Genomic DNA, 15,904 nt, shown 5'->3' with positions numbered 1-15,904 from the left:
GGTGGAAGGATTGCAGCGACAGATCGTGGAAAGAATGCTAAACGGAATGAATCCCCAGCAGCGGGAAGCGGTCCAGCATACCGAAGGGCCTCTGTTGATCATGGCAGGCGCGGGAAGCGGCAAGACGAGGGTGTTGACCCACCGGATGGCCTATCTGATCCGGGAAAAAGGGGTGCCGCCTTTTTCGATTCTTGCGATCACCTTCACAAACAAGGCGGCCCGCGAAATGAAAGAACGGGCGGCGGAACTTGTCGGCCCGGCAGCAGAAGATATCTGGATGTCGACCTTTCATTCGATGTGTGTACGGATTCTGCGGCGCGACATCGACCGCATCGGGTTTAACCGTAACTTTTCGATTCTGGACGGTTCCGACCAGTTGTCCGTCATTAAACAGATATTAAAAGACCAGAATATTGATTCCAAAAAATTCGACGCACGCAGTATGCTCGGTATGATTTCGTCATCAAAAAATGTGCTCGAATCTCCGGAGAAGTTTGCAGATAGGGCGGAAGGCCCGTTTGAAGAGACAGCGGCTGATGTTTATAAAGACTACCAGCGCCGTCTCCGTTCGAACCACGCGCTTGATTTTGACGATCTGATCATGCAGACGATTAAGCTGTTCCGTCAGGTTCCGGAGGTTCTGTCTTTTTATCAGCGCAAGTTTCAGTACATTCACGTCGATGAGTATCAGGATACGAACCGGGCCCAGTACGTGCTCGTCAATCTTCTGGCGGAAAGCCACCGCAACATCTGTGTGGTCGGTGATTCCGATCAGTCCATCTATAAATGGCGGGGCGCCGATATCCAGAACATCCTTTCGTTTGAGCAGGACTATGAAGATGCCCGTTCGATTCTGCTTGAACAGAACTACCGGTCTACCCAGACTATCCTGAAAGCGGCGAATGAAGTAATTCAGAACAATATGGGCCGCAAACCGAAAAAGCTGTGGACCGACAATGACGAAGGAGCACGTATTCATTATTTCTGCGGATCAGACGAACGCGACGAAGCGGCCTACATTGTAGAACGTATCAAAGAAGCCGTACAGAGCGGACAGTTTGATTATTCCGATGCCGCGGTGCTGTACCGGACGAACGCCCAGTCCCGGATTATTGAGGAAATGTTTCTGAAATCCAATGTGAACTACAATATGATCGGCGGCACGAAATTCTATGACCGGAAAGAAATTAAGGACGTTCTGGCGTATCTGCGCCTTGTCGCCAATCCGAACGATGACATCAGTCTCACCCGCATTATCAATGTGCCCAAACGCGGCCTTGGAGCGGCAACCGTCGATAAAATTACCGCATACGCGGATGCCCACGACATTTCCATGTTTGCCGCTCTTCAGGAAGCGGATCAGATTGGACTTGGCGCGCGCCCGGTGAAAAAGCTGCAGGCCTTTGCCGAACAGCTCGGGAACTGGGTGCAGATGCAGGAATACTTAAGCGTCACCGAACTTGTCGAAGAACTTCTGGAAAAAACGGGATACCGTGATTCACTGAAGGAGGACAAGTCCCTGGAAGCGCAGAGCCGTCTCGAAAACATTGATGAATTTATGTCTGTGACGAAGGATTTTGAAAAGAAAAACGATGACGTATCCCTCATTGCCTTTCTTACCGATCTGGCTCTTGTTGCCGATATGAACCAGGATGATGAAAATGAAGAGAGCGCGGTAACGATGATGACGCTTCATTCTGCCAAGGGCCTTGAATTTCCACTTGTTTTTCTTGTCGGTATGGAAGAAGGGGTGTTCCCCCACAGTCGTTCGTTGTTTGAAAACGAGGAGATGGAGGAAGAACGCCGGCTTGCCTACGTTGGTATTACACGAGCCGAAAAGGAACTGCATCTGACGCATTCCAACATGAGGCAGCTTTACGGCCGCACCCAGGTAAATCCGATGTCGCGGTTTATCCAGGAACTGCCGGAAGACGTCATCGACAGGGAAGAAGAGGACAAGCCCGGCTGGATGAACGGCGGCGGGCAGGACCGCGGTTCTTCTCCGTTCGAGCGCCGCAGGCAGGCGGCTGTTTCCCCTTCGAAAGGGCGTTCCATTTCAGCCCACGGTGGAAACCAGTACGACTGGAAAGTCGGGGACAAAGCAGAACACGGGAAATGGGGCACCGGCACGGTAGTCAGCCTCCATGGTGAAGGAGAAGACATCGAGCTTGATATCGCTTTTCCGACCGAAGGCGTCAAGCGGCTGTATGCCAAGTTCGCCCCTATTACAAAAGTGTAAAAGGCAGAAAGGAAGAAAGGTATGGATCAAGCGAAAGCGGAAGAACGTGTAACCGAACTCCGGGACCTTCTCGAGACCTACGGCTACCATTACTACGTCCTGGACGACCCGATGGTGCCGGATGCCGAGTATGATGAAAAACTCCAGGAACTGCTGGCCCTGGAACAGGAGTACCCGGAGCTGCAAAGCGGAGATTCTCCGACGGTGCGGATCGGCGGAGAACCACTCGATGCGTTCGTGAAAGTACAGCACCGGATCCCGATGATGAGTCTTGACAATGCCTTTCATGACCAGGATCTCCGTGACTTTGACCGCCGGGCAAGGCAGGGCGCCGGAGAAGCATTGGACTACGTGTGTGAGCTGAAAATCGACGGTCTTGCCGTATCACTAACCTATGAAAACGGCCGTTTTGTGCGCGGTGCTACGAGAGGCGACGGGACGACCGGTGAAGACATCACGAACAATTTAAAAACGGTCGGCTCCATCCCCTTACGCTTAAACGAAGCGGTGGACATCGAGGTGCGCGGGGAAGTTTTCATGCCGCAGCGCTCGTTTGAACGGCTGAACGAAGCGAAAGAAAAAGCCGGCGAATCAGTGTTTGCGAATCCTAGAAATGCAGCTGCCGGCTCCCTCCGGCAGCTGGATCCAAAAATTGCCGCGGACCGGAACCTTGATATTTTCACTTACGCGATTGGCAATGACGGGGAGATGAACACCGCCACTCATTACGAGGCGGTGCAGTACATGAAGAAGCTCGGCTTTAAGACGAATCCGGAAAGCAGATACTGCCGCGATATAGAAGAAGTGGTTGATTTTGTGAACAGCTGGGTGGAACACCGCAACTCTCTCCCATATGAAATCGACGGCATCGTCGTGAAAGTCAACAGCATTGCGCAGCAGGAAACGCTCGGTTTCACCTCGAAAAGCCCGCGCTGGGCGATTGCCTATAAGTTTCCGGCCGAAGAAAAGGTAACCATACTCCGCGACATCATTCTATCTGTCGGGCGGACTGGAACCGTCACGCCGACAGCTGTCCTCGATCCTGTGCAGGTGGCAGGAACTACTGTCCAGCGCGCTTCGCTGCATAACGAAGACCTGATCCGTGAAAAAGATATTAAAATCGGCGATCAGGTTGTCGTGAAAAAGGCGGGAGACATTATACCGGAAATCGTGCGCGTGCTCGATGATTTCCGGGACGGCAGCGAACATGCATTTACGATGCCTTCCACCTGTCCGGCCTGCGGCAGCGATCTTGTACACCTTGAGGAAGAAGTCGCCCTCCGCTGCATCAATCCGCAGTGCCCCGCCCAGATTCAGGAAGGGCTGATACATTTTGTGTCGCGGGATGCGATGAATATTGACGGCCTCGGTGAAAAAGTCATCCAGCAGCTGTTCCGCCATGATCTTGTTACCGGTATTGCCGATCTGTACAAGCTGGAACGAAACGAACTGCTGAAGCTCGAACGGATGGGGGAAAAGTCCGTTGAGAACCTTCTGTCGGCGATTGAGGCATCCAAAGCAAATTCCCTGGAAAAGCTCGTTTTCGGCCTGGGTATCCGTTTTGTCGGTGCAAAAGCGGCACGGACACTGGCACAGGAATTTGTCACCATGGACACTCTCCGCGGTGCGGGATATGATGATCTGCTGGAAGTCCATGAAATCGGTGATAAAATGGCAGAAGCCGTCGTCCGGTATTTTGACCTGCCGGAAGTAAATGAATTGATCGATGAACTGCAGCGTCTCGGCTTAAATATGGAATATAAAGGACCGGTCAGGGAAGAAGTTCCGGAAGACTCACCGCTGAACGGCAAGACGGTGGTTTTGACCGGCACGATGGAACAGCTGACGCGCAAGGAAGCCAAGAATAAGATAGAGGCTCTCGGCGGTAAAGTAACCGGCAGTGTCAGCCGCAGCACGGATATTCTGGTAGCTGGAGCGGACGCCGGGTCGAAGCGGACGAAAGCCGAAGAACTTGGAGTCGATATATGGGACGAAGCAGCCTTTCTTGAAACGATTGAATCCTGAGCTTTTGATTCATACCACCGGCGGGATGGATAAGGATACCATCATCGTGTAAGATGGAAATGGAGAACAATGTAATGTGTGGATAAATGAGGAGATGGAAGAATGTGGAGAAAAACCGGGGTTCTGACGGCCGCTTCTTTTTTCGTCCTGAGCGGATGCATTCCAGGATGGCAGCCGGATGAGGAAGAAGACGGGGTGGACATTGAAGAGGACGAACAGACAACCGAAAAAGATGCAGAGGTGGAGGTCAGCCCGGAAGTGCCGAGTCTTGACAATTACTACCGAAGCATTCTGCAGGACGGGCAGTATATCACCGGGGAGGCCCGGACGTTCCACCGCGATGTCATGTATAACCGCATGGATCTGGAGCGCATGTCGGTCGGTATGCAGGAACTGGCAGCCGGCGAGTTCAACCAGGAAGATTATTTTTTCCGGGCCGGCCAGCTCATCGAAAGCAGTGAACTGAACAGCTGGCTGATGAGACAGGCCGAAGACAATGAAGCAGGACTTAATCCACCGCTCGGGGAAGGGAACACCTTTGAAAAACGCGAACGGTCCAATCCCCGTCCGTTATCCAATATCATCGAGCATAATTACATGGTGGAAAACAACGAGGGGAATCTGCAGCTCGGCGGTATCGTGATTGGCCTTTCCATGAACAGCGTCTATTATTTCCGGAAGGAAAATGAGGACGGAACATACGGCCCGTGGCTGGATAAGTCGATCAGCCGCGAAGAAAGCATGGAAGCTGCAAAAGACATGGCTTCGCAGATCCTGGACAGACTGCGCAGTGAAGACAGGGAAGAAGGCGCCCTGCAGAATATTCCAATTATGTTCACGGTTTTCCGGGAAGCTCCGCGCAGTTCCAGTGTGCCCGGCAATTTTATCGCAAGCACCACAGCCCCGCCTGAAGAAGGGATTAACAACTGGCAGAACCTGAATGAAGATCATGTGTTATTTCCATCAGATGAAGCAAGCGAAAACCATATTGATGATGCCCAGGCATTCAACCAGTTCCGCGATGAAGTGAACACCTTTTTTGAGAATTTCGTCGGTGTCGTCGGTAAAGGGTACTACCAGAACGATGAATGGCGGGAACTGACAGTGGAAATTCCGATTACATTCTACAATGAAACAGAGGTTATTGCGTTTACGCAGCACGTGACGGACAAAGTCGAACAGCATTTCCCGGATCTCGATGTCGAGGTCAAGATCAGTTCTTCGGAAGGGCAGGAGGCATTGATCGTGAAAAACGCAGGGGAAGAATCGTTCACCCATGTGTATTAAGGAAGGGCTGGGCATGCGTTGCCCGCCGCTGCCTTATTTGGTATCATCTAGGTATTGTGAAGATTTGTTTAGCGGAGGTGACAGATCATGGAACGGATTACAAAAGATCAGGTCAAACACGTGGCTCATCTGGCGAGACTTTCTGTAACGGAAGAAGAAGTCGATACGTTTACCGAACAGCTGGATGCCATCATCGAATTTGCCGAACAGCTGAATGAGCTGGATACAGACGATGTGGAACCGACCACGCACGTACTTGATATTCATAATGTGCTGCGAAAAGACGAACAGCGTCCATCGCTCGACAGGGAAGATGCGTTGAAAAATGCACCGGATCAGGAAGACGGCCAGGTAAAAGTGCCATCGGTGCTGGAATAAAGGAGGGAAGAAAAGAATGTCGATACTTGAAGAAAGCTTTTCCGGGATACATAAAAAGCTTCACAATAAAGAACTGAAAGTGTCTGAAGTTGTTGATGCATCGTTTTCCCGCATCAGGGAAGTAGATGACAAGGTCCAGGCGTTTCTCACCTTAAATGAAGAAGCGGCGAGAAATCAGGCGGCGAAAATGGATGAAGCCCTCGGCACGGAGGACAGCCGCGGTCTCCTTTTCGGGCTGCCGGCAGGCATTAAGGATAACATTGTCACCAACGGGCTCCGCACGACCTGCGCGAGTCAGCTGCTGGCCAACTTTGATCCGGTCCATAACGCGACAGTCATGAACGGCCTCGATCAGGCGGAAGCGGTCACGATCGGGAAACTGAACATGGACGAGTTTGCGATGGGCTCCTCCAATGAGAACTCCGGTTTCCACAATGTGCGGAACCCGTGGAAGACCGACTATGTGCCGGGTGGATCAAGCGGCGGTGCTGCGGCATCCGTCGCGGCAGGAGAAGTCAGCTTTTCGCTCGGTTCCGACACCGGCGGTTCCATCCGCCAGCCGGCGTCCTACTGCGGAGTCGTCGGGTTGAAGCCTACTTACGGGCGCGTCTCCCGTTTTGGATTGGTCGCGTTTGCGTCGTCCCTCGACCAGATCGGACCGCTCACGCAGAACGTGGAAGACAACGCCCTTGTGCTCAGCCAGATTGCCGGACATGACCACAGAGACTCCACCTCCGCCGATGTGGACGTATCGGACTACCTGTCGTCGTTAACCGGGGACGTAAAAGGCATGAAAATCGCCGTTCCGAAAGAATATCTCGGTGAAGGTGTCCATGAAGACGTCCGAAACAGGGTGCTCGACGCACTGAAAGTTCTGGAAGAGCAGGGAGCGGAGTGGGAAGAAGTATCCCTTCCGCATTCCCAGTATGCGGTAGCCGCGTACTACCTGCTTGCCTCGTCGGAAGCTTCGGCGAACCTGGCCCGTTTTGACGGTGTCCGTTACGGGGTCCGCGCCGAAAATGCGGACAACCTGATTGACATGTACAAGGAAACGAGAAGTCAAGGGTTCGGCGATGAAGTGAAACGCCGCATCATGCTCGGAACGTTTGCGCTCAGTTCCGGCTACTACGATGCGTATTACAAGAAAGCACAGAAAGTCCGCACGCTCATCAAGCGGGACTTTGATCAGATTCTGGAGAAATATGATGTTATCGTCGGGCCTACTGCTCCGACAACGGCCTTTAAAATCGGCGAAAAAGTGAACGATCCGCTGACCATGTATGCCAACGATATTCTGACCATTCCGGTAAACCTTGCCGGGGTCCCGGCCATTTCCGTACCTTGCGGATTTTCCGGAGGACTGCCGGTCGGCCTGCAGATCATTTCGCGGCCGTTTGAAGAAAGCACTGTTTACCGCGCTGCCCATGCTTACGAGCAGGCTGCCGGACACCATAAAGCCAAGCCGGAACTGTAAGGGGGGAAAACGATGAAATTTGATACCGTCATTGGACTCGAAGTCCATGCTGAACTGAAAACCGATACGAAAATATTCTGCAGCTGCCCGACCGAATTCGGCGCACCGCCGAATACCCATACCTGCCCGGTCTGCCTCGGCCATCCCGGTGTGCTGCCGGTGCTGAACCAGCGGGCGGTGGAATACGCCATGAAAGCAGCACTCGCCCTGAACTGTGAAATCGCGGGTGAAACCAAGTTCGACCGGAAGAACTACTTTTATCCCGACAATCCGAAAGCGTACCAGATTTCCCAGTTTGACAAGCCGATCGGTGAAAACGGGTCGCTTGAAATTGAAGTGGACGGCTATAAAAAGAACATCGGCATTACCCGTATTCATATGGAAGAAGATGCCGGAAAACTGACCCACGATGAATTTGACGACCACAGCCTCGTCGACTTCAACCGGGTCGGCACGCCGTTGATTGAAATTGTATCCGAACCGGACATTGAAACACCGGATGAAGCTTATGCCTATCTGGAAAAACTGAAAGCCGTGCTGCAGTATACCGAAGTATCCGACTGCAAAATGGAACAGGGCTCTCTCCGCTGTGATGCCAACATTTCCCTGAAGCCGGCGGGACAGGAAGAGTTCGGAACGAAGACCGAGCTCAAAAACCTGAATTCGTTCGCCAATGTCCAGAAAGGTCTGGCTTACGAGGAAAAACGCCAGGAGCAGGAGCTGCTCTCCGGCGGTGAAATCCTTCAGGAAACGCGGCGCTGGGATGACGCGAAGAAACAGACGACGTTGATGCGGGTGAAAGAAGGGTCCGACGACTACCGGTACTTCCCGGAACCGGATCTCGTATCGCTCTATATCAATGAAGACTGGAAAAACAGCGTGAAAGCCACCATTCCGGAGCTTCCGGACGCGCGCCGCGAGCGTTACATGGAAGAGTTTGAACTACCTGCCTATGACGCCGGGGTGCTGACCCAGTCGAAAAACATGGCGGATTTCTTCCAGGAAACGATTGATGAAGGCGCCGATGCAAAACAGGCAGCCAACTGGCTGATGGGTGAAGTGAACGGATACCTGAACTCCAACGATCTGGAGCTTGCTGATACGAAGCTGACACCGGCAGCGCTCGCGAAACTCGTTACCCTGATCGATAAAGGCACGATCTCCACGAAGATCGCCAAGACCGTGTTTACCGATCTGATGGAAGAAGGCGGCGATCCGGAACAGATTGTCCAGGATAAAGGCCTTGTTCAGATTTCAGACGAAGGGGAACTCAAGCAGATCGTCGATCAGATTCTTGCAAACAATCCCCAGTCGATTGAAGACTACAAGAACGGGAAGGACAAAGCCATCGGGTTCCTCGTCGGCCAGGTGATGAAGGAAACGAAAGGCAAAGCCAACCCGCAGATGGTTAACAAATTAATCCTCGAAGGCATGGATGCCTGATATAGAAAAGCTGCTTTTTCCTTTTAGGAGAAAGCAGCTTTTTTACGTTGCAGGGATTGGGACACCACGTCCGGCGGAATGTCTATAAACAGAATGTAATAGACAGAAAAGGCTGAAAGGGCACTGAAGTGTCCAGAAAATGAGGATACAAGACAAAATATAGCGGGACAGCAAAAAAATGTCCCCAAAAACGGGGAAGGGGACACTTTCAACCGGGCTCTGTCCAATAAACTCGTTCCCGCTTATGCCTGAACCGGCATGGAGACGACCTGGTAGTCTTCGTTTTCGTAAATGAGGGCATTCAGCTGCATCTCGAACCCGGCTCCTCCGTCGATGCCGATTTTATCGGACTGAAACCACGGACCAGCGTTTTCGTGCAGTGTCGGTGTCGGCGTATGCCCGAATACGACCGTTTTTCCGGCGCTGTGCTGCTTTTCAAGAAACGGCGAGCGGATCCACACGAATGTCCGCGGGGACGCTTCTTTCCAGTCTTCGGCAAACGGATCGATGCCGGCGTGCACGAGAATATGTTCCGGGGTTTCCTCAAAGAGCTGCAGATTTTCAAGAAAATCCAGATGATCGGGAAAATCACGGCGGATGGCATGCACGATTTCATCAAATGGACTGTCTGCCAGCTCGTTTCCGACGTAGCTCCGCAGAGTATCTTCCCCACCGTTCTGCATCCAGAGTGTCACGTCACTCTGATCTTCATTTTGAAAGGCCTGCAGCATCATATCTTCGTGATTCCCCTTTAAACAGGTGATGCTCCCGCCTGCCTCTTCCTGCAGCTCCAGCACATAACGAATTACCTCAAAAGACTGCGGCCCACGGTCTATAAAATCCCCGAGCAGAAAAAGCCGGTCCTGCTCCGGTTTGTAATTGACACGCTTCAATAGCGAGGCAAACGTGTCACATTGTCCATGAATGTCTGAAATAAAAATCTCCCGTGTCAGAAATACCCCTCCCTTCGAGAATCCTTAGTCAGTTATTCCCATTTTTTCTATCAGAAAAACAAAAAAGGATCGTCGGCAGAGAATGTAGAAGAAGGTAGAGAAAATGAAAGAAAGGGTGAAGAGGATGAATAGACTTGGGCGGATCGTGCTGCTGGTGGAGGATTATGAAAAAGCGTGGACATTTTACCGTGATGCGTTCGGTTTTGAAAAAACGGTGGACATGATGGAAGGTGGGCAGCGTTTTCTGCATATCGGATTGCCGGGGCAGAAAGAAATCGGCATATGGTTTCTTCAGGCCGTTTCTGAAAAAGAAAAACAGCATGTCGGGAATCAGACATCCCGCCAGCCGGCGCTTGTTCTGTATACCGATGATTTCGACCAGACCTGCCGGGATGCAGCAAAAGCGGGAGCGGAACTTTTTGAGGAAGACGCGGAGACCGACGCTCACCGCTCGATTCACATGAAAGATCTGTACGGTAATATTATTATTCTTGTCTATCTGAAACAGTAACAAAGGAAAGATGCTCGCCAGCAGCGTTTGTTTGATGTACGATAGAAGACAAGAAGATGTCCTGTTAGGAGAAACGCCATGAAGCGAGCTAGAGTGATTTACAACCCTACTGCGGGAAAAGAACAGATGAAAAAACAGCTGCCATACATTCTGGACCGCCTGGAACAGGAAGGCTATGAAGCATCGGCGCACATGACGAAACGGGAAGGGTGCGCCCGGGAGGAAGCAGAACGGGCGGCGGTACGCGGCTTTGATGTCGTTATCGCTGCCGGGGGCGACGGCACGATTTTTGAAGTGGTGAACGGTCTGGCGGAGCAGGAGCACCGGCCGAAGCTCGGTATCATTCCGGCCGGTACGACCAATGATCTGGCACGGGCGCTCGGCCTCCAGCAGAACGATATCGCCGGAGTGTGCGATGTCATCTGCTCGGATTACAGTGAACCGATCGATATTGGACGTGTGAACGATCAGTATTTCATTAACATTGCCGCCGGCGGAAAATTGACGGAACTGACGTATGACACGCCGAGCAAACTGAAGACGATGCTTGGACAGTTCGCCTATTACGTGAAAGGTTTTGAAAAGCTGCGTTTTCTGAAGCCGAAACATGCACGGATTGAGTATGACGGGAAGCTGTTTGAAGGCGAGATCATGATGTTTCTGATTGCCAACACTAATTCCGTCGGCGGTTTTGAAAAGCTCGTTCCCAATGCCAGGTATAATGACGGGATGTTTGATATGCTCATTATCACAAAAACGAGTATTCCTGAATTGATCCGGATCGGGAGCCAGGCCCTGAACGGGGAGCACCTGCATCATGACAAGCTGATGTATGTACAGGCGAACCGGGTTAAAATTGATGTGGAAGAGGACATGGAGCTGAACCTCGATGGGGAATACGGCGGTGTCCTGCCGGCTCAATTTGTGAATCTGCATCACCATCTCCATATGTTCTGTCCTTCCCCTGAGTGAAGGAAGAAAAAAGCACCGCCGGCCGGGGCGGTGCTTTTTATCAATAGGTGCGGCGGGAACCTTCCCATTCCGGCTGAAGAAGGGCGTATAAAGCGACATCGTGCGCTTGTCCGTCTGCCTGCAGCCGGCCGCGCTGCAGCCCTTCACGCTGCATCTCCAGTTTCTCCATCACCCGGATCGACCGGCTGTGAACGGCATAACAACGGGCTTCGATGCGGTGAAGCTTCATCGTTTGAAAGCCGAAGGAGATAACAGCCTCCGCTGCTTCCGGAACGAGTCCCTGTCCCCAGAACTCCGGCGCGATGACATAGCCCAGTTCAGCTGTCCGGTTCTCCTGTTCCCACCAGACAAACTCGATGGTTCCAATGACACGCCGGCTCGATTTATGTTCGATGGCAAACGGCGCCGGAACCCCTTTTCTGTACTTATCAAAGGAAAGGTTCAAAAACCGCCGGGTATCCTGTATCTTCTCATGGGTGTGCCACAACACATAGCGGCTGACCTCCGGATTGGACGCATAGGCAAAAACGTCATGAAGGTCTTTTCGAGACAGCCTCCGCAGCCGCAGGCGCCCGGTTTCAAGTTCAGGAAAAGGGGAGAAAGGATGGACGGAGCGGGCGGCTGCCGGTACGCCTTTCTGCGTCCATACGAGCGAATGGCTGCCGAACCAGTTACTCCGTCTCTTCATACGTTCCCGAACGGCTGTCAAAAGAGTTTTCCCAGTCAAAACTCTCTTCCGTTTTTTCATACGTATCCTCGAAAGTTTGTCCAAACTCATTCCATGTTTCCTCGAAGCCTGACTCGCTTGTGTCTTCGGTTTCCGGCTCCTCCCATCCGTTCAGGGAAGGGAAATCCCCAAATGTGTCCGTTCCGGACGAGTCCGGGTCCGCTTGGGCGGAATCGGAGGAGTCATTTTCTCCGAACTGTTCCCATTCTTCATCAAAGTCTTCCAGTTTTTCTTCTTCGGTCCGTGTGTCTTCATCTGCCTGTTCCGCTTCCTCTTTGGCTTCGTTCCAGAGCTCGTCCCACTGCTCTTCGCCGGAAGTGTCTTCTTCCTGTTCCTGAACGGCTGCCGGTTCTTTCTGAAAGAACAGATCATTTGGGAAAGAAAAGTCTGTAAGCTGCGAAAGCAGACCAGCTCCAAGAATCAATCCAGCGGCGGTTTTCACCTGGTCATCGCCTCCTGTTTCCTGCATGGTAAGAAAAGCACCGAAAGCGGCGTTTTTTCCCGTTTCCTTATGTATCGCCGACGGAAGGTATTAATACCCGCGGCGGATATTGAAAATCGACCAGATTCCGGTGGCAATCGATACAATAATCGTGAAAATAAAAAACCAGTGCGGCATAGGTCCGGCTCCTTTCCAATCAAAAATAACAGTATACTCCTTACTATAAAGAATAGTACGAATCCGCAAAAAAATCAATGCGCCGCCGAGGTTAGTATCTGAAAAAAAGAGCCGGGTATGCACCCCGGCTCTTTCATTGCTTAATTAGCTGTTTCCTCCTGTTTCAAAGCTTCCCGTTCTTCTTCGGTATACATCCGGGAGCGGGTGAGGAACCGCTTGCCTTCCGGGCCTTCGAGCGAAAACATGCCGCCGCGTCCGTCGACCACGTCGATAATTAACTGGGTGTGTTTCCAGTAATCATACTGGTCTTTGGACATATAAAATGGGGTGTCTCCGATATCTCCAAGATACACGTCGCTTTCGCCGATCCGGAACTCGCCGCGGGCAAAGCACATCGGCGAACTGCCGTCGCAGCATCCGCCGGACTGATGAAACATGAGCGGACCGTGTTTTTCTTTCAGGGTATCGATGAACGCCAGGGCTTCCTCCGTCGCTGTTACTCTTTCGACTGTCATCGCATTCACCCTTTCTGTGTCAAGGTTTAAAAGAATCCGAGGGCGCTGTCTCCGTAGCTGACGAGCAGGTTTTTCGTCTGCTGGTAATGGTCGAGCATCATTTTATGGTTTTCGCGTCCGATGCCGGATTTCTTGTAGCCGCCAAACGCAGCATGCGCCGGATAGTCATGGTAGCAGTTGGTCCAGACCCGGCCCGCCTGGATTTCGCGGCCGAAGCGGTAGGCGGTGTTAATGTCACGGCTCCACACGCCCGCACCAAGGCCATACAACGTGTCGTTGGCGATCTCGAGCGCTTCTTCGTTCGTTTTAAATGTCGTTACCGCAAGCACCGGTCCGAAGATCTCCTCCTGGAAGATCCGCATTTTGTTATGGCCTTTGAAAATGGTCGGCTGCACATAATAGCCGCCTTCCATTTCTCCTTCCAGCTTATTCACTTCGCCGCCGGTAATGACTGCCGCTCCTTCCTGTTTTCCGATATCCAGATAGGAAACGATCTTGTCCATCTGCTCTTTGGAAGCCTGGGCGCCCATCATCGTTTCCGTATCGAGTGGATGTCCGGCCTGAATCGCTTCCACCCGTTTCAGCGCTTTTTCCATGAACTCGTCGTAGATGGATTCATGAATAAGGGCGCGGGACGGACACGTGCAGACTTCGCCCTGGTTGAGGGCGAACATGACAAACCCTTCAATGGCCTTATCGAGAAACTTATCATCTTCACGCATGACATCCGCGAAGAAAATATTCGGAGACTTGCCGCCGAGCTCCAGGGTTACCGGAATAATATTTTCCGATGCGTACTGCATGATCAGGCGTCCGGTTGTGGTTTCGCCGGTGAAGGCGATTTTGGCGATACGGCTGTTCGAGGCAAGCGGCTTCCCGGCTTCTACACCAAACCCGTTCACAATGTTCAGCACGCCCGCCGGAAGAAGGTCTTTAATCAGATTGAGCAGCACGTGGATCGAAGCAGGTGTCTGCTCTGCCGGTTTCAGCACGATGCAGTTGCCGGCTGCCAGGGCAGGCGCGACTTTCCAGGTGGCCATCAGAATCGGGAAGTTCCACGGGATAATCTGGCCGACGACCCCGAGCGGCTCGTGAAAATGATAAGCCACCGTATCATCATTAATCTGGCTGAGCGTGCCTTCCTGGGCGCGGATGACGCCGGCGAAATAGCGGAAATGGTCGACCGCCAGCGGGATGTCGGCGTTCAGGCATTCCCGTACGGCCTTGCCGTTATCCCACGTTTCGGCAACCGCCAGCATCTCTGCATTCTCTTCGATACGATCCGCAATTTTATTTAAAATATTCCCCCGTTCGGCCGGTGATGTACGGCCCCAGGCATCTTTAGCCTTTTCGCCGGCATCTACCGCCGCTTCCACGTCATCAGTTGTGCCGCGGGCGATCTGGCAGAATACGCCGCCGGTAACGGGGGAGACATTATCAAAATATTCTCCTTTTGCCGGAGCTTTGTACTCCCCGCCTATGAAATTGTCGTAACGATCCTTGAACTGTACGAGACTTCCGGGTGTATTCGGTGCATCATAACGCATAATGGAAAAACCCCTTTCGTAAATAGAGATGAAAAGCCTGTCCACAACGTATGCCTTACAGTTCTTGAATAGACGGGGAAATGTCAACTCCTTTCCTTTGCAATCGCTTTCATTTTTAGTTTACCATTTTCTGTAGATGAAAGAAATAAGTCTTTTTTGGGAAAAAAAGAGAGGTTGTGATGCGGGGCGGATGAGGGAGAATCCGCCCCGATTAGGTTTATGCTTTTATTTCTGCGATTTCTTTTAGTATTTCTTCGATTTCATCCAGAATGTCATCACTGAGCTCCACTTCGGTGGCCTGCAGATTCTCTTCAAGCTGGGACGGCCGGCTGGCGCCGACAATGGCGGAACTGACGCCGGGCTGCCTGAGGATCCAGGCGAGCGCGAGCTGGGACAATTTAATGTTCAGTTCATCTTGGGCGATTTTTTCAAGCCGGGCGACCTGTTCGAGGAGCGGTTCCGCGAGAAAGCCGCTGACGAATTTCCCGATATCTTCGTGAGCGGCGCGGCTGCCTTCCGGATACTTTTCTTTCGGCTTGTACTTGCCGGTGAGCACGCCCTGGGCAAGCGGCGAAAACACAACCTGACCGATACCGGACGCGAGACTGACCGGAAGTACTTCTTTTTCAATATACCGCTTGATCATATTGTAGATCGGCTGGTTGGACACCGGCCGGTGAAGGTTGCGGTCCTTTGCGGTATGTACGGCATCGGTGATTTGGGCCGCCGACCATTCACTGAATCCGTAATAGAGGATTTTGCCCTGGCGGACGAGATCATCGAGCGCCATCAATGTTTCCTCCACCGGCGTTTCGGTGTCAAACCGGTGGCACTGATAGAGATCGATGTAATCGACCCCGAGCCGCTTCAGGCTGGCCTCACACTGTTCTATAATGTGTTTGCGGGAAAGGCCTTTGTCATTCGGTCCATCGCCCATGGGGAAATATACTTTCGTCGCCAGCACATAGCTTTCCCGCGGAAATTCCCGGACGGTGCGGCCGACGACTTTTTCCGCTTCGCCGCGGTTGTACACGTTCGCGGTATCAAAAAAATTCACCCCGCGGTCGTAAGCGGTCCGTATAATATCAGCAGCATTGCTGTCTTCGACGGTGGACCCGTACGTCAGCCAGCTTCCGAGTCCAATTTCACTGACTTTAAGTCCACTGTTCCCAAGTCTCCGATATTGCATGGCAGATTCCTCCTTTTTCTCTATC

Annotated in this window: 15 protein-coding genes; 8 read left to right on the top strand and 7 right to left on the bottom strand. The window is 52.3% G+C overall.

The window, feature by feature from the left end:
• The first annotated feature begins 34 nt into the window (after positions 1-34).
• The 4 genes from pcrA (at position 35) to gatC (ending at position 5,929) form a co-directional block, all read left to right on the top strand.
• The gene (gene pcrA / locus ACW9JV_RS15180) at positions 35-2,239 is read left to right on the top strand and encodes a DNA helicase PcrA (protein ID WP_457336092.1); all 2,205 of its coding nucleotides are present in this window, start codon (positions 35-37) and stop codon (positions 2,237-2,239) included.
• A gap of 21 nt (positions 2,240-2,260) precedes the next feature.
• Positions 2,261-4,264: an NAD-dependent DNA ligase LigA gene (gene ligA, locus ACW9JV_RS15175; protein WP_457335901.1), complete on the top strand. Its 2,004-nt coding sequence runs from the start codon at positions 2,261-2,263 to the stop codon at positions 4,262-4,264.
• Between the two features lie 102 nt (positions 4,265-4,366).
• A complete protein-coding gene (locus ACW9JV_RS15170; protein WP_457335899.1) occupies positions 4,367-5,551 on the top strand; it encodes a CamS family sex pheromone protein in 1,185 nt (394 codons plus the stop codon).
• Positions 5,552-5,638: 87 nt separating this feature from the next.
• A complete protein-coding gene (gene gatC / locus ACW9JV_RS15165; RefSeq protein WP_457335897.1) occupies positions 5,639-5,929 on the top strand; it encodes an Asp-tRNA(Asn)/Glu-tRNA(Gln) amidotransferase subunit GatC in 291 nt (96 codons plus the stop codon).
• On the opposite strand, the gene ACW9JV_RS15160 is transcribed toward gatC, so the two are convergent.
• Positions 5,887-6,030, bottom strand: a complete 144-nt coding sequence (locus tag ACW9JV_RS15160; RefSeq protein WP_457335895.1) for a hypothetical protein — start codon at positions 6,028-6,030, stop codon at positions 5,887-5,889. The two genes, gatC and ACW9JV_RS15160, sit on opposite strands and share 43 nt — an antisense overlap.
• On the opposite strand from ACW9JV_RS15160, the gene gatA reads away from it, so the two are divergent.
• Together gatA and gatB are read left to right on the top strand one after the other, a co-directional pair.
• The gene (gatA, locus tag ACW9JV_RS15155) at positions 5,976-7,403 is read left to right on the top strand and encodes an Asp-tRNA(Asn)/Glu-tRNA(Gln) amidotransferase subunit GatA (RefSeq protein WP_457336090.1); all 1,428 of its coding nucleotides are present in this window, start codon (positions 5,976-5,978) and stop codon (positions 7,401-7,403) included. The two genes, ACW9JV_RS15160 and gatA, sit on opposite strands and share 55 nt — an antisense overlap.
• 12 nt (positions 7,404-7,415) lie before the next feature.
• The gene (gene gatB, locus ACW9JV_RS15150; protein WP_457335893.1) at positions 7,416-8,846 is read left to right on the top strand and encodes an Asp-tRNA(Asn)/Glu-tRNA(Gln) amidotransferase subunit GatB; all 1,431 of its coding nucleotides are present in this window, start codon (positions 7,416-7,418) and stop codon (positions 8,844-8,846) included.
• 242 nt (positions 8,847-9,088) lie between these two features.
• On the opposite strand, the gene ACW9JV_RS15145 is transcribed toward gatB, so the two are convergent.
• Positions 9,089-9,781: a metallophosphoesterase family protein gene (locus ACW9JV_RS15145; protein ID WP_457336088.1), complete on the bottom strand. Its 693-nt coding sequence runs from the start codon at positions 9,779-9,781 to the stop codon at positions 9,089-9,091.
• 142 nt (positions 9,782-9,923) lie between these two features.
• On the opposite strand from ACW9JV_RS15145, the gene ACW9JV_RS15140 reads away from it, so the two are divergent.
• On the top strand, positions 9,924-10,310 hold the full coding sequence (locus tag ACW9JV_RS15140; protein WP_457335891.1) for a VOC family protein: 387 nt from the start codon (positions 9,924-9,926) through the stop codon (positions 10,308-10,310).
• Between the two features lie 78 nt (positions 10,311-10,388).
• A complete protein-coding gene (locus tag ACW9JV_RS15135; protein WP_457335889.1) occupies positions 10,389-11,282 on the top strand; it encodes a diacylglycerol kinase in 894 nt (297 codons plus the stop codon).
• 40 nt (positions 11,283-11,322) lie between these two features.
• Here ACW9JV_RS15135 and ACW9JV_RS15130 read toward each other — a convergent pair whose 3' ends face one another.
• From ACW9JV_RS15130 to ACW9JV_RS15110, 5 genes are all read right to left on the bottom strand, one after another.
• The gene (locus ACW9JV_RS15130) at positions 11,323-11,970 is read right to left on the bottom strand and encodes a GNAT family N-acetyltransferase (RefSeq protein ID WP_457335887.1); all 648 of its coding nucleotides are present in this window, start codon (positions 11,968-11,970) and stop codon (positions 11,323-11,325) included.
• Positions 11,954-12,478 (bottom strand): hypothetical protein, encoded by a 525-nt coding sequence (locus tag ACW9JV_RS15125; RefSeq protein WP_457335885.1) that lies wholly within the window; start codon positions 12,476-12,478, stop codon positions 11,954-11,956. Before ACW9JV_RS15125 ends, ACW9JV_RS15130 begins: the two co-directional genes overlap by 17 nt.
• Positions 12,479-12,768: 290 nt before the next feature.
• Positions 12,769-13,143, bottom strand: coding sequence for a DUF779 domain-containing protein (locus ACW9JV_RS15120; protein WP_457335883.1), 375 nt, complete (start codon positions 13,141-13,143; stop codon positions 12,769-12,771).
• 26 nt (positions 13,144-13,169) lie between these two features.
• The gene (gene adh / locus ACW9JV_RS15115) at positions 13,170-14,690 is read right to left on the bottom strand and encodes an aldehyde dehydrogenase (RefSeq protein ID WP_457335881.1); all 1,521 of its coding nucleotides are present in this window, start codon (positions 14,688-14,690) and stop codon (positions 13,170-13,172) included.
• Positions 14,691-14,907: 217 nt separating this feature from the next.
• Positions 14,908-15,879: an aldo/keto reductase family protein gene (locus tag ACW9JV_RS15110; protein WP_457335879.1), complete on the bottom strand. Its 972-nt coding sequence runs from the start codon at positions 15,877-15,879 to the stop codon at positions 14,908-14,910.
• Positions 15,880-15,904 lie beyond the last annotated feature (25 nt).

The sequence above is a fragment of the Salibacterium sp. K-3 genome, from assembly GCF_054052005.1.
Note: the sequence above shows the minus strand (reverse complement) of the source record. Positions and strands in the feature narration are given on the sequence as shown.